Here is a 14,436-nt window from a genome sequence, read left to right as displayed (position 1 = left end):
CTTCAATAATATCATTAACGTTCTTTGATAATTATCAAGTAATGGAATAGAACAACCAAACATATATTAGATTGCATCTTTGATTTTTTTAAGGAAAATTTATCAAATGGAATTCATATGTTTAAAGTCTTAATGATAGGCTGGGAGTATCCGCCCAAAATTACCGGAGGATTAGGAACGGCCTGTTATAATATTGCCAAAGCTCTCTCGGATTCAGGCAACGAGATTTACTTTATCCTTCCTCAAATCTCCGGAGAGGAACCAAAATTATCAAATGTTAAAATACTGGATGTGGAAAGTAGTGTAGTTAAATTCGAAGAAGAGGAGAAGAGAATTCTTTTTAAATTTCAAAAAGAATCGATTTACAAAACCTTAAGTCTTCAGGCATTCCATCCTTATGAATCTTCTCGAGAGATTAGCCTACAAGACGCCGAGCCTATAACTACTGAAAAGACGACTATACTTTCGGAAACGATTCGACGTTCTCCCGGTGACGAGTCCATGAAAATTCAATCCGGTTATACTAAAAATATCATAAATGATATCCAATTGTATGCGAGATTTAATTCCATCCTGGCATCTAAATTAGATTTCGACATAATTCATTGTCACGATTGGATGACCTTCCCTGCAGGTGTGGAGACGGCGAGATCTACCGGCAAACCGCTAATCTGTCATGTACACGCGACCGAATTTGATAGGAGTGGAGATCGAGTGAACCAGCAAGTATATGATTTGGAACGTAATGCTTTTAAGGAAGCTGCCGCAATCATTACGGTTAGCAATTATACTAAAAGAATTCTAATTGAAAGATATTCCGTACCGGAATATAGGATTTACCCTATTCATAACGGAGTCGAATTCGAGTTGGATAGAAATCTGCTTCGGAAGGATAAAGCCGCCGATAATCGGGAACGATTAGTTCTTTTCCTGGGAAGAATCACGTTTCAGAAAGGTCCGGATTACTTCGTAAGAGCAGCTAAGAAAGTCCTGGAAGTTATCGATAATGTGCGATTCGTTATGGCAGGAACCGGAGATATGTATGCCCGAATGATCGAGATGGCTGCCGATCTGGGGGTTGGAAAATACTTTCACTACACCGGGTTTTTATCCAAGGAAGAAACCCGGCAATTATATTCCATGGCTGATTTGTATATTATGCCGTCGGTTTCGGAACCTTTTGGACTCTCCACATTAGAAGCGATGAGCGGAGGAGTACCTGTCATATTATCGAAGCAGTCCGGGGTCGGAGAAGTGGTGAATCACTGCATTAAGGTCGATTTTTGGGATGTCGACGATATGGCGAATAAAATCGTAAGTGTTCTATCCGATCGTAATTTACATGCAACTCTTCGCGACGGAGGTCTCGAGGAAGCGACTAAGAATTCCTGGTCCAAGACCGGAACACGAATCGAAGAAGTTTATGCGAAGGTACTAAATCGCACGTAGCGCTATGACTTCGATATGTTTTTATTTTGAAGTTCACCAGCCATATCGCTTGAAAAAATATCTTTCGAGCGATATAGGGACCGGCATCGGTTATTTTGATGACGCCAAAAATCGGGAAATCATTCGCAAAGTCGGGGAAAGATATTATATTCCTACGGTCGATAGGTTATTACGACTCCGTAATAAGTATGGAAATGAATTTAAAGTAAGCTTTTCGTTAACTGGAACAGTTATAGAGCAATTGAAGGAATGGTGCCCTGAAGTCTTAGATAAAATCAAGAAGTTGGTATCTTTAGGAGGAGTGGAGCTTCTATCGGAGACATACTATCATTCTTTGGCCTCACTCTATTCGGCGCGGGAATTTTATCGGCAAATCGAAGATCACGATCGACTGATGCGGATAGAATTCGGCGTTTCTCCGAGAATATTCAGGAATACCGAACTAATTTATACTAATCGCGTTTCTAACCTTGTTAATAAAGCCGGTTATCGGGGAATATTAACGGAAGGAGTGGACAGATTGCTCTATGGTAGAAGTCCGAATTTCGTATATTCCGCAAAACATATCCCTACTATGCGGATTCTGGCGAAGAATTTCCAATTGAGCGAAGATATCGCATTTAGATTTTCCGATAAAGAGTGGGGATATTTGCTTTCACAGCCGGATGAATTTTCGAGCTGGATTCGTTCGCTTTCGAATAATGGCGAAATCGTTAATCTATTCATGGACTTCGAGAATTTCGGGGACCATCGGTGGATCGATACCGGTGTTTTTGAATTGTTAGAAACCATTCCTGAAGAGATTTTTCGCCAAGCTTTTCATCGTACCGGTTTCCGTTTTTCCACGCCTTCGGAGGCAATTAATCTCTACGACTCTCGAGGCACAATAGATACGGGTGATATCGCTTTATCTGAAAACGACGAGCAAGATATTTCGGTTTGGGCCGGAAATTCCATGCAGCAGGAAGCTCTAGAAACTCTATACGGGCTGGAAAAAGATGTCTACCGGAAGGGTGCCGAGGAATGCTTGGATTTATTCGGTAGATTGCAAACGTCGGATAATTTTTACTACATGAGCAATCAATTTTTCGATCAAGATCAAGTCGGGCAGAACGCAGCCTCTTCGTCCTCCACTCCAAATGAGGCATTCGAATCTTATATGAACGTACTTCAAGACTTTAAACTAAGAATACTTCGATAAGGCACAGAGTTATTTAATATGCGCGGTCGTCACAATAAACTTTGGAAATTATTCGAATCCAATTCGAAAATAAATGAGAAATTATTAAGGAGATCCATCGCTCGAAGGCTCGAGTATGATTTGGGTAAATATAAGCGAACAATCAGAAATCAGGATTTATACCAAGCATTGGCTTTGAGTATACGCGATATTCTTATCAGCCGGTGGAATGAATTCCAGGATTCCGTTCGTAGCGTCAGAGGCAAAAGAGTATATTATATATCTATGGAATTCCTTATCGGGACGCTTCTTGAAAGTAATCTTATTAACCTGGGCTTGAAGGATCTGACTACGAAAGTATTGCGAGATTTCGGATACAATATGGGAAAGATCGCGGCAGAAGAACATGATGCTGCGTTAGGAAACGGAGGTTTAGGCCGTTTAGCGGCCTGTTTTTTAGAGAGCATGGCTACGCTTAATATTCCTTGCCAAGGGAATGGAATTCGCTACGAGTACGGAATATTTCATCAGAAGATAGAAGATGGTTATCAAAAAGAAGCTCCGGACAATTGGTTAAGTCAGGAAAATCCCTGGGAAATTTCCCGTTTCGATTTATCGTACCCGGTGCATTTTTACGGCTCTGTCGCTCAGAAAAGTCTGCCCGATGGCAGGACAAAATCGATCTGGGCTCCGGGAGAGACGATTATTGCGCAGGCTTACGATATACTTATCCCCGGTTATAATACTAAGTCCGTCGCAAATCTTAGGTTATGGAAGTCTAAATCGAGCGCCGAGTTCAATCTTGATTACTTTAACCATGGAGATTATATGAAAGCGGTCGAAGATAAGGAAAAAGGAGAGAACATTTCTAAGATTCTGTATCCGAACGATAATATCATTCAGGGAAAAGAACTTAGACTAAAGCAGGAATATTTACTTACCAGCGCGACTATTCAGGATGCATTGCATACGTTTATAGAAGAGGAGGAAGGCGATCCGGTTTGGGAACATTTACCGGAGAGAGCCTTTTTTCAGATGAACGATACCCACCCCTCCTTAGGAGTTCCTGAGCTTATGAGGTTGTTAGTGGATAAGCACGGACTTGAATGGGAAAAAGCCTGGTCGATTACAAAAGAATGTTTCGCTTATACGAATCATACGGTAATGCCTGAGGCCCTCGAGACTTGGAATGTGGATCTTTTAGGGTGGTTATTACCGAGGCATCTTGAGATTATCTATTCGATAAATTACTATTTTATAGAACATTTGAAGAAAAGAGGCGAAAAGCAAGAGGTCATTACAAACCTTTCTCTGGTTACGGAGTCCATCCCTAAAAGTATTCGTATGTCTCATCTGGCAATCGTCGGATCCACATCGGTTAACGGAGTATCCGAGCTGCATACTTCTATTATCAAAGAGAAATTATTTCCCGACTTTGACCGTATCTATCCGGGCAAATTCCGAAATGTAACGAATGGAATTACTTATCGTAGATGGCTTCTCGTATCGAATCCGGGTCTAACAAAGCTAATCAGCGATTCGATCGGAAAAGAATGGCAGGCAAACTTAAACATATTACATAAATTGGAATTTTTTAGTTCAGATGCGGGTTTTCGGGAGAAATGGAGGCTTTGTAGAAGAGCGAATAAAATTCAGCTCGCCTCGATTATTTCCCGATCTTGCGATTTGAAAGTCGATCCGGACTCTATTTTCGATGCTCAAGTTAAACGGATTCACGAATATAAGAGACAACTGTTGAATGTTCTGCGGATTATACGGGATTATAGGCGAATTCTGGACGATCCTAACTGGGATTACACTCCTAGGACGATTATTTTTTCCGGCAAGGCCGCTCCGGGCTATTACAGAGCAAAGAATATCATCAAACTTATTCATTCCGTCGGGAAGGTGATAAACGAGGATCCGAAAGTGCGAGATAAGTTGAAAGTGGTTTTTTTACCGGATTATCGAGTAAGCTTAGCGGATCGAATTTTCCCGGCATGCGACGTTTCCGAACAAATTTCTACGGCCGGTACGGAAGCCTCTGGAACCGGAAACATGAAGTTCGCATTAAGTGGAGCGATTACGATCGGAACCTTAGACGGGGCAAATATTGAAATATTAGAATATGTTAAATCTGAAAATTTTTACGTGTTTGGAAAAACAATTTCTGAATTGGGGAAAATGAAAGCAGAAGGTTATTCTTCCGCTCTATTATACAAGAACGATGTTTTGATTCATGAATTGGTAGATTCGCTTCGGGACGACTTTCTTGCAGGGAATCCGGCAGACTTATTCGAGGATTTGGTCTCTTCGATTACGGATGAAGGAGATCGATATTTCGTTCTGGCGGATTTTCATTCGTATTTGGAGCAGCAAGATTTAATTTCGAAGGATTTTAAGGATGTAGAAAACTGGACGAGGAAATCGATTGTAAATACTTGTAAGAGCATAAGATTTTCGTCCGACAATACCGTTCAGAAATATGCCGATCAGATTTGGAAAGTTCGTCGAGTGGTTTGTTAGAATACATTTTTCGACGGTAGGATAGTCGACTTCGCGATTTTTAAAGAGTCGGGTTTACCCTTTAAGATTTCCCACCATAGGACGCTCAAAATACCTGTTATGGTTACTAGTAGTGCATCTTGAAATTTCACTTGAGCGAATCCGAATAATCTTGTTAGAAACTCGACCTTTATAGTGGATATCATGAAAATTAAAGTGAACAATAATAAGTAATAGAAAACGGGCGAAATTGATTTTGCTCTTCGATAGAAAGGTTCGGTCCAGGAGAGATTAGTGAGTATCAAAAACACATTCCCAGACACGATGCATATGAATCCTAACGTTCTACTTTCTTCCTGATTGAGCCCTTTGTATCTTGCATAAAAATAAACGAATAAAACCGCGCTCAAGGAAACGAGTCCTCTGATTATGCTAGCCGTCGCCGTCTTCAAATCGATAATGCTGTCTTTGGAAGGTCTTGGGGGTCGATTCATCCTGTTCTTTTCCCCTTCTTCTCCTTCAAAGATCAGGGAACATGCAGGATCGATTATAAGTTCGAGAAAAAGTACATGTGCAGGAAAAAGAAAGAGTGGAATATCGAATATTGCAGGTAGTAACGACATCCCGACTATAGGTACATGGACCGATAGTACGTATATAATCCCTTTTCGGATATTATCGTAGATTCTGCGACCCAGACTGATCGCATCTACAAGTGAGGAAAAACTGTCGTCTAACAAAACGATATCGGAGGCTTCTCTAGCAACGGCTGTTCCTCGTTTGCCCATTGAAATTCCGATATGGGCCGCTTTTAATGCCGTAGCATCGTTGACACCGTCTCCGGTCATGGCAACAATTTCCCCGTTGGATTGAAATGCCTGGACGATGCGCAACTTTTGATCGGGAGTGATTCTTGAAAAGACTCCCACATCTTCGATTCTTTTGCTAAGAGCCTCATCATTTAGGGCGTTCAGGTCGGCTCCCGTCAAAGCGGAGTCTACGAAAGGAATTCCGGCTTTCTTTGCAATACTTTTCGCAGTTCCAAGATGGTCACCGGTGATCATTACCACTTTTATTCCCGCGCCGATACATTTTGAAATCGCCTCGGGAACTTCTCGTCTAATCGGGTCTTCCAAACACACTAATCCTAAGAATTCGAATATAAAATCATGTTGCTGTGGCGGTAATTTTTCGGGCGAGATATTCGCTTTGGCTACGCCTAAAATTCTTAGACCTTCCCGAGACAGTCGTTCTACTATTTCGGAATAGTCTGCGACCGCCTTAACGTCTAAATGGCAAAGATCGAAAATCGCCTCGGGAGCTCCTTTCGTTCCGATCACAAGATCCCGGTCGTTGGCTCGTTTCCAAGCGTAACTGAGCGCAGCAAGCTTATCGGAAAGAGGGTATTCCTTTTCAAGATCCCAGTTCGTATGCAAATGTTCCGTTCCGGTTAATGTCGAAATTCCTAAATTTCGGATCCCTTTTTCCATGGGATCAAAAGGATCTTGCTTGGAAGCTAATAAAGAAAATTCTAATATGGAATGAAAGTCTTCCGGGACCATCGTCATATTTGAATTGCAATCCAAATAGGCCCCGCCCCAAGAGTTCGGGACAAATAATTTTCGGACTTCCATTTTATTTTCCGTAAGTGTTCCGGTCTTATCAACGCAAATAACCGTTGCCGCGCCCAATGTCTCGATAGCTCCCAAGGTTCGAGTTAAGACTTTTACTTTTGAGATTCTCCAAGCACCTAAAGACAAATAAATGGTCAGAATAATAGGGATTTCTTCGGGTAGGATGGCCATCGAAAAAGTTAAGCCTGCCAGAAACGCTTCCAACCAATTACCAGTTCGGACGCCTAATCCGGCCACGATCAAACAAAAGAAAACCGCGGCGAAGATAGTTATCCTTAGAGTTAATTTCTTTGCTTGCTTCTGAAGAGGAGTATCTAGGGTCTTAATTTTTCCGAGAGCCTGACCGATTTTTCCGACAAGAGTAGAGGGGCCGGTGGTCGTGACAGTAAAAATACCTTCGCCTGCTACAACTAAACAGCTAGCGTAAACTGATCGAGTGGAATTCCCGACAAGAACATCCGAATCAATCGCCGCTTTATTAATCAAGCTTCGCTTAATAACCGGAACGGCTTCGCCGGAAATTAGGGATTCGTCTATCTGTAAATTTATATCTTGAACTAAAAAGCCGTCAGCAGGTATTCGTTCCCCTTCTCGGATGAATACCAAATCCCCCGGGACTATTTCCTTTGCGGAAATCGACGACTTGATCGAATCCCGTATCACTATAGCGGTTGGAATCGAAAAATCCCGCAATGCGTTTAAGGCTGTCTCGGTTTTATTTTTTTGAAAGATTGTTATGCAGATTACCGCAATGACCGCTATGCAAAGCGCTATCGCTTCTTCGGGTTTTCCGAGCAGAATGTACAAACCTCCGCATGTCAGCAGTAGAAAAATCATAGGTTCTTCCAACACGGACAGGATTGTCCGCAAAAGAGAGGACGATTCCGATTTCGGCAATTCGTTGGGACCGATCTCCGAAAGCAATTTCCTTGCGTCGTTAGAGTTTAGACCTGCTAACTTACCGATGTCGGCGATTGACATGCAGATGAATCAATATATTGTCGATTTTAAAGTCCGTCGGCCTATTAACCGACGGGACAATTTTATTTTATTTCTATCTTCTTTGTCTGACCTTTTTCTTCTTCCGACTTGGGAAGAGTCAAGGTAAGAATTCCGTCTTTCATCGAAGCGTTTATTTTATCGGCAAGAACAGATTCGGGTAATTTAAAAGAGCGATAGAAACTTCCATGCACACTTTCGTGAAGATGGTATTCTTCCTTCTTTTCATCGTGCGATTCTTTCTTTTCGCCTTTTAAAGTTAGGACATGTCCTTTGATTCCGATTTCGACTTCTTTGGAATTATATCCGGGGAGTTCCGCCTCTAAGATATAAGACTCCTTATTCTCTTTCAGATTTACTTTTGGAAGGCCGCTTTTCATAAACGTAGGCCTAGCCCAAAGTTTAAAATTTCCAAAATCCATAAAGAGATCCTCTAAAGACCGATCGATCTCACGACTGAATTGTTGGAAAGGCTCTAGAAATCTAGAGTGTTCCGCATTTCCTTCCTTCGGTTTAACTTGATTGACTTCGGCATTTGCCATATTTCTATCCCTCAATTACTCCTTCTGTTTAACGATTACCAGAAGTGAATTTCTAATATAATATACCATTAAGTCACAATTCCATAAAATGATAAATATCTCGATTTCTTTATGATTTTTATCAAAATTGAGTATAAGCACTGCGATTAGGTGTTTAAAATTTTAAAGAATCATTGTAGCTATCGATTTGAACCGACGATTTGCTCCGATAAATGTATTCAAAATAGATAAAGTTTTTACTTTGACGAATCTCCGTTCTCCCTGATTATACCCATGAGGGTATATAATAATGAAGGAAATCGACGTCCGCACGCAGTTAGTTCATAGAATTCACAGGATCAAAGGTCAACTCGAAGCCATTGAAAAGGGTCTTTTTGACGAAGAGACGGATTGCGAGAAGACTCTTATGCAATTGAAAGCCGCTAGTCAGGCTTTAAAGAAGTTCGGCGAAGCTTATATGCACGCTTATATGGAGAAGTGCTTTGTAGAAAGGAAGGGGGCCACGAATATTAAAGAGAATGTCAGAAAGGCGATCAAAACCGCATTTTCTTTATAATAAAAATATTATATGAAAACGAGTCTAGTCCAGCCGAAATTCACGTAAAAAATTCGATAGAGTATCTCCAAAGGGAGTTATCAAGAGTCTTGCCCTCGCTAACCTTAACCCTCGGAAGGTAAGGCCAGCAAGTAAAAGATCGGACTTTCAGGATTTTTTAACCGGACAAGTATTTAAGTGGAGCACCGAGTAGAGCGGGCACCATCCGATCAACCCGGTGGCAAGCGGAATGATTCCGATTGCTCCTAGCCAATTTTGGGCTAAGAATCCCCAAGCAATAATGGCAACCCCTGCCACTAATCTTAAAATCCTATCCAGATTACCTTCGTTGATTTTCATATAAACCTCCGTTTATAATGGTAAGCAATAGAGATATAGAATCTATTTTCCACTTTTAATCTTAAGTAAGACAGTTGATAATTATCCTATTTATTTTTATATTCGATTGCGTTAATTCTTCTTTGATATGTGTCCTCGATTCATTAAGAACCAATAATAGATTGCGGGAATGGCAAAGCGACTTAGTAACGTTGCGGCAACTTCGCCGAAGATTAATGAAATTGCTAATCCTTGAAAAATTGGGTCGAATAACATTACGGAACTTCCGACGACCACGGCAGATGCGGTCAATAGCATCGGTCTAAATCTTACCAATCCTGCGTTGATAACCGCTTGTCGGAGTGGAGCCCCGCTGGATATCTCGGTATTGATAAAATCGACTAGGATAATCGAGTTACGAACGATAATTCCCGCTCCAGCGATAAATCCGATCATTGAAGTGGCAGTGAAGTATGCGCCGAGAAGCCAATGTCCCGGTAGAATTCCGATTAGCGAGATCGGTATCGGTGCCATTATGATTAAAGGAACCAGATAATCTTGAAACCAACCTAGCACTAGTACGTAAATGATCAGCATGACTATCGCGAACGAAATACCCAGATCTCGAAACACTTCGTAAGTTATAAACCATTCTCCGTCCCATTTCACGACGGCCTGGTTTAAAACCGACGGAATCTCCGAAGTAAAAGTCGGATGCGTAACTTTATCTGAAAGATTTAAAATTCCGTAAACCGGAGATTCTTCCGCTCCTGAAAATTCCGCAGTAACATATTCTAAAGAGCGCAAGTTTTTTCGATTTCTAATCCTGTTCTCATGTATCGTCGGTTGATCCAATACTTGATCCGCTCGAATAGAACCGCTTTCTAACGTAGTAACATTAAGTTTTGCAAATGGAGTTTTGGAAGCCCTAATTGAATCCTTTAAGGAAAGCGAGATGGCGATATCTTCCGGACGGCTTGTTTCGGATAAGGTGGACAAGGAAGTTTCCTGAAAAACATAATTTGAGGCCTGCGCGATCGTTACGGCTTGAACTCCTAAATTTCCGGCAGAAACATAATCGAACGGGAAAACGATGCTGGGTCTTTGAGCTCTTAAGCTTGAATCAATGTCTACGACTCCTTGTTGCAAGGAGAGAGATTTTTTAATTTCAATCGCGACATCTTCCCGCTCCTGTTCCGTCGGTGCATACACCTCGGCTACAAATGTGGCCAACACCGGAGGTCCCGGCGGTATCTCTAAGACTTTAGTGATTGCGTTGTTCTGTTTGCCGAAATCCGTTATACTAGGTCGTAATGATTCGATTATATCGTGGCTTTTTTTATTCCTTTCGTTCTTGTTTTTGAGGACGATATGTAAGTCAGCCTGCCACTCCTTGTTTCGTAAAAAGCTGTGCTTGACCATACCTGAAAACGAAAAAGGTGCCGGATCTCCGACGAAGATTTGAATTTTTTGAATATTCGAATTTTCAATAAGAGAATTCGCCAAGACTCGAGTGTATTTGGTCGTTTTTTCGAGAGGAGTTTTCGGATCATAGTCGATCAATACTTGGAACTCCTCTTTGTCGTCGAAGGGAAGCATTTTTACCTTAACGAATTTTAAAGCAACCAAGCTAAAGGATGCCAGTAAAAGGATAATGATCGAAAGTCCGAAAAGGATCGCATTTTTCCTGGAATAGAGCAGCCAGGCAGTAAAACTTTCATACAATAAATTTAGCTTCGAATCTTTGACGGATTTCTTTTCGACCTTTGAATGCAACTTTAAGAATCGAACGGAAGCCCAGGGAGTTACGATAAAAGCTACCAGCAAGGAGAGAATCATCGCTAAACTCGCACCGACCGGAATCGGCTTCATGTAAGGACCCATCAATCCTCTCACGAATGCCATCGGCAAAATTGCGGCTATCACCGTAAATGTCGCCAATATTGTGGGATTTCCTACTTCGGATACCGCTTGCAGAGTCGTTTTTACGATTCCCTGTCCCGGCTTTAACTTTAGATGTCGCTCGATATTCTCAACCACTACGATCGCATCATCGACTAAAATTCCAATGGAGAAGATGAGCGCAAACAGAGTCACTCTGTTAAGCGTGTATCCTAAAAAGTAGTAAAGAGCGAGAGTTAAGGATAGAGTGACCGGAATGGAAATAGAAACTACGAATGACGCTCGAATCCCCATCCAGACCGCGATCAGTACGGAAACCGAAAACGTCGCGATCAACAAATGTTCGATCAATTCGCTTGATTTATCGCCTGCCGTAGCCCCGTAATCCCTTAACACCGTCATCGCGATATCCTTAGGAAGATCTTTGGTGAAAAATTCGGAACGTTCTAGTATTTCTCGGGAAAGTTTCGATATATCTGTTCCTTTCCGTTTTGAAAATAAGATAGTCACAGCATTACGATGGTCAGGTCCTAAGGATTTATCGAGAATCGAGGATTGTCTTACTTTTTCTTCCGCTCCGTCGTGCACTTCCGCTACGTCCGAAACGCGAACAACATTACCTCCTCGTCGAACCAAGGGCGTTAGCATGACTTGCTTTGCATTCGAGATCGGTGTTCCGATTTCAATATCATAAAGGAAATCTTTTCCCCAATTTTTGCCAGAAGGCATGAATCCTTGGTTTGCGCGGATTCCGTTTGCAATATCAGAAATACTTAATCCATAAACCTGCATTTTTTCCGGTTCCGCGATGACTCTGACTGCTTCTTTTCGACCGCCTAATAATTCCATTCGAGCGACGTCAGGGGTACTAGATAACTCTCTAGCAAGAGGAGCCACTATTGATCTTAAGGAATAATCGTCTCTTGTTTCCGAACTAAAGGTCAGAGCTAAAAACGGAACATCGTCTATCGTGTAAGAGCGAACGGTAGGTTCCGAAACGTTCGGAGGTAGAGTGGATTTAATTTCCATCAAACTATGATGTATTTTGACGAGCGAGGGTTCTAACGGTTCACCTACTTTAAATCTAACGGTAATAATTGCGCCGTGATCTGCACTGGCAGAGTAGACGTATTCAACGCCTTCTAAGCCCCAAACGGCTCTTTCTATCGGTTCGACGACTTTTCTTTCGGTCTCTTTTGCGACGAAACCGGGACTTGAGATATGAATGTCCACCATCGGGACCGAGATTTGAGGCTCTTCCTCTTTCGGAGTTAGCGTGACTGCCAGTATGCCTAATAGAATGCTCGCGATTGAAATGACTGGCGTAAGGCGCGAATTGATGAAAAGATTCGCAATTTTTCCTGCAAATCCTAAGGGAGTTTCTCTCGTATTATTCATTATAATTCTCTAAATTACTGTACATGTTTAACTCGGCTCTGATCTTTAAATATTCAGAGTTGAGATTTACGTTCGAAATTAAGGACTCCGCTGTCTTTCCGAACACGTCCGCTAATTGCAGAGAATGTATTGTTCCCGTCCGGAATAGACGTAGACTTAAATCGAGCTGTTCCTCCTGCGTTTTAAGCGAATCCAACGCTAGTAAAATGTTCTTTTTCAGCGTTTCTTCTTGAAATAGGAGCACTCGAAAATTGCTTTCTTCCTTTAGTCTAATTTCGTCCGCTTTTTTCCGAGCGGCGTCAGACTTCGTTCTCGCTTCCTTGACTGCGCCGATGTCGGAAGGATTCAATAGATTCATTTGTAAGTAAATCCCGGTATTGTACGATGTCGCGGTACTTCGGTTTCCGTCGTATGCATAGGCTTCCGCATAGGCGCCCACTTTAGGTAAAAACCTAGCTTTCTCAGTATCGACGCCGATGAGCGCGCTTTCGGCATACGATGAATAGGCGTTTGAGAGAGAAGTGTTAACGTTGGAATCCGATTTCGGGTAGGGCAAATATTTCTCGGAAAAGTTTATATTATTATCCGCCGACGGAGTAAATTTATCCGGAAGGAAACCGCTAAGTAACTTTAACATCTCTATTGCCGCTTGCCCTCTGGATAGGTAGTCGCCTCTTATTGCCTCTAATTTCAATCTAAGGGACTTGATAGCTAAGGCGCCGGAGTATTCGGTCGGATTTCCAGAAGCTCCGATCTTATAGAACTTAGAAAATTGATCGATTCTCTTAATTAAACGTTCGATCCCTTCCTTCGCTTCGAGCACGTTTCGGACCGACTGGTAGGCCACTGCAGCTTCGTAGTATTCTTTTTTCCGAATATATGAAACCTCGTACCTATTCCCTTCTACGATTTTTTGCTTCATTTTCGAGAGATTGCTCTTTGATCCGCCTTCATAGAGAGCCACGTCGATTCCGAGAGTTCCTCGGGAATAAGTATTGCTACCCGGATGATTTAAAGTATCCTTGGCGGCGATATTTAAGGAATTTGCATTCAAATTTTGATAGGGAAGATTATTGGAGTCCAAATAATTGGAAGGTCTTTGTCGGACGCTCAGAGTGGAGAAGTCGGATTCTCTTGCTGCTCTTTGTCCGAGTTTGCCTTGGAAATTCAATCCCGGATCGTTAGTATTATAATTTCTTAAATCAGTGTAGATTCTGGGTAGCCAATGCATATCCGAATTTTCCTTCGCGATTTCCGCAGCTCGCAACTCAAGCGCTTTTGCTTTTATCGAGGGTGAATTCGTTTTTACTTTTTCCCAGATTTCCGGAAAGCCGACACTCTCGTCGGCCTTTGTCGGAGAGAGGGCGACGAGGTATACCCCCAAGAGTATGAGGGTTCTAACGAGGGAGTTCATTCTTTCTTCTCCCTACCGGAAGCGATTCCGCATTCTGAAGGTACCCCTATTTTTTTAAGCAGAAACGCCATCGGGCAGAAACCTGTGCCCGCGTATAGAATCATGTTCAGTGCAACCAGAAGATTTAATAGATAACCCCATTGCGTAATGAAAAAGCCGATCGATACGCCGATTAAGAAAAGAAATCGTTCGATGTGCCAATTAGTTCCCGATTGCATATATACCCCCATAGGTATGTTATTTAAAATATACCCATAGGGGTATATGTAGCGTCAACTTTTTTCCGGATTCCGGAATCAAAAAGGAACGTTTATCCGAAACGTGAAATATACAAAGAATTTGAGACTCGATTCCCAATTTGCCCGATTGCGAATTCTATGCGTCTTCCAGAGAGAAAATTTTCACTCCGATCGACATGGGGGTGTTCTATTCGGAAACTGGGCGTGTTAAAAATGTTGTTCCCGAGACGGAGGTGGAAAGAGCAAGGATGAGATCCTTCCTCCCTATGAATTGACAGAAAATTTAAATAGGAAAGAAAA

The 14,436-nt window shown here is 42.0% G+C and carries 10 protein-coding genes; 4 read left to right on the top strand and 6 right to left on the bottom strand.

Translation table 11 applies throughout. The annotated features are described in order from the left end of the window. Window positions 1–117 precede the first annotated feature (117 nt). From LEP1GSC050_RS04455 to LEP1GSC050_RS04445, 3 genes are read left to right on the top strand one after another with little or no spacing between them, the layout of a single operon-like run. Window positions 118–1,449: a glycosyltransferase family 4 protein gene (locus tag LEP1GSC050_RS04455; protein ID WP_010568407.1), complete on the top strand. Its 1,332-nt coding sequence runs from the start codon at window positions 118–120 to the stop codon at window positions 1,447–1,449. Between the two features lie 4 nt (window positions 1,450–1,453). Beyond that, on the top strand, window positions 1,454–2,650 hold the full coding sequence (locus LEP1GSC050_RS04450; protein ID WP_010568408.1) for a glycoside hydrolase family 57 protein: 1,197 nt from the start codon (window positions 1,454–1,456) through the stop codon (window positions 2,648–2,650). Between the two features lie 18 nt (window positions 2,651–2,668). Further along, window positions 2,669–5,155, top strand: coding sequence for a glycogen/starch/alpha-glucan phosphorylase (locus LEP1GSC050_RS04445; RefSeq protein ID WP_010568409.1), 2,487 nt, complete (start codon window positions 2,669–2,671; stop codon window positions 5,153–5,155). On the opposite strand, the gene LEP1GSC050_RS04440 is transcribed toward LEP1GSC050_RS04445, so the two are convergent. Continuing rightward, window positions 5,152–7,749 (bottom strand): cation-translocating P-type ATPase, encoded by a 2,598-nt coding sequence (locus LEP1GSC050_RS04440; protein WP_010568410.1) that lies wholly within the window; start codon window positions 7,747–7,749, stop codon window positions 5,152–5,154. The two genes, LEP1GSC050_RS04445 and LEP1GSC050_RS04440, sit on opposite strands and share 4 nt — an antisense overlap. A 62-nt stretch (window positions 7,750–7,811) precedes the next feature. Further along, entirely contained in the window at window positions 7,812–8,309 is a 498-nt protein-coding gene (locus LEP1GSC050_RS04435; protein WP_010568411.1) for an Hsp20/alpha crystallin family protein, read from the bottom strand. Window positions 8,310–8,598: 289 nt separating this feature from the next. Here LEP1GSC050_RS04435 and LEP1GSC050_RS04430 point away from each other — a divergent pair, with 289 nt between their 5' ends. Continuing rightward, the gene (locus tag LEP1GSC050_RS04430) at window positions 8,599–8,865 is read left to right on the top strand and encodes a metal-sensing transcriptional repressor (RefSeq protein ID WP_010568412.1); all 267 of its coding nucleotides are present in this window, start codon (window positions 8,599–8,601) and stop codon (window positions 8,863–8,865) included. Window positions 8,866–9,012: 147 nt separating this feature from the next. Here LEP1GSC050_RS04430 and LEP1GSC050_RS04425 read toward each other — a convergent pair whose 3' ends face one another. The 4 genes from LEP1GSC050_RS04425 to LEP1GSC050_RS04410 all read right to left on the bottom strand — a co-directional run bounded on the left by LEP1GSC050_RS04425 (window position 9,013) and on the right by LEP1GSC050_RS04410 (window position 14,115). Further along, entirely contained in the window at window positions 9,013–9,204 is a 192-nt protein-coding gene (locus tag LEP1GSC050_RS04425) for a YgaP family membrane protein (protein ID WP_010568413.1), read from the bottom strand. 111 nt (window positions 9,205–9,315) lie between these two features. Further along, a complete protein-coding gene (locus tag LEP1GSC050_RS04420) occupies window positions 9,316–12,483 on the bottom strand; it encodes an efflux RND transporter permease subunit (protein ID WP_010568414.1) in 3,168 nt (1,055 codons plus the stop codon). Continuing rightward, a complete protein-coding gene (locus tag LEP1GSC050_RS04415) occupies window positions 12,476–13,897 on the bottom strand; it encodes a TolC family protein (protein WP_010568415.1) in 1,422 nt (473 codons plus the stop codon). The genes LEP1GSC050_RS04420 and LEP1GSC050_RS04415 overlap by 8 nt, the downstream gene beginning before the upstream one ends. Then, window positions 13,894–14,115, bottom strand: coding sequence for a DUF2892 domain-containing protein (locus tag LEP1GSC050_RS04410; protein ID WP_010568416.1), 222 nt, complete (start codon window positions 14,113–14,115; stop codon window positions 13,894–13,896). The genes LEP1GSC050_RS04415 and LEP1GSC050_RS04410 overlap by 4 nt, the downstream gene beginning before the upstream one ends. Between the last annotated feature and the right edge of the window lie 321 nt (window positions 14,116–14,436).

The organism is Leptospira broomii serovar Hurstbridge str. 5399, from assembly GCF_000243715.2.
Taxonomy (GTDB): Bacteria; Spirochaetota; Leptospiria; order Leptospirales; family Leptospiraceae; genus Leptospira_B; species Leptospira_B broomii.
This window is presented reverse-complemented; position numbering and strand designations above follow the sequence as displayed.

Excerpts from the sequence above, each read along its gene's own strand:
- LEP1GSC050_RS04455 (WP_010568407.1), top strand. The coding sequence starts at position 118 with ATGTTTAAAGTCTTAATGATAGGCTGGGAGTATCCGCCCAAAATTACC.
- LEP1GSC050_RS04450 (WP_010568408.1), top strand. The coding sequence starts at position 1,454 with ATGACTTCGATATGTTTTTATTTTGAAGTTCACCAGCCATATCGCTTG.
- LEP1GSC050_RS04445 (WP_010568409.1), top strand. The coding sequence starts at position 2,669 with ATGCGCGGTCGTCACAATAAACTTTGGAAATTATTCGAATCCAATTCG.
- LEP1GSC050_RS04440 (WP_010568410.1), bottom strand. The coding sequence starts at position 7,749 with ATGTCAATCGCCGACATCGGTAAGTTAGCAGGTCTAAACTCTAACGAC.
- LEP1GSC050_RS04435 (WP_010568411.1), bottom strand. The coding sequence starts at position 8,309 with ATGGCAAATGCCGAAGTCAATCAAGTTAAACCGAAGGAAGGAAATGCG.
- LEP1GSC050_RS04430 (WP_010568412.1), top strand. The coding sequence starts at position 8,599 with ATGAAGGAAATCGACGTCCGCACGCAGTTAGTTCATAGAATTCACAGG.
- LEP1GSC050_RS04425 (WP_010568413.1), bottom strand. The coding sequence starts at position 9,204 with ATGAAAATCAACGAAGGTAATCTGGATAGGATTTTAAGATTAGTGGCA.
- LEP1GSC050_RS04420 (WP_010568414.1), bottom strand. The coding sequence starts at position 12,483 with ATGAATAATACGAGAGAAACTCCCTTAGGATTTGCAGGAAAAATTGCG.
- LEP1GSC050_RS04415 (WP_010568415.1), bottom strand. The coding sequence starts at position 13,897 with ATGAACTCCCTCGTTAGAACCCTCATACTCTTGGGGGTATACCTCGTC.
- LEP1GSC050_RS04410 (WP_010568416.1), bottom strand. The coding sequence starts at position 14,115 with ATGCAATCGGGAACTAATTGGCACATCGAACGATTTCTTTTCTTAATC.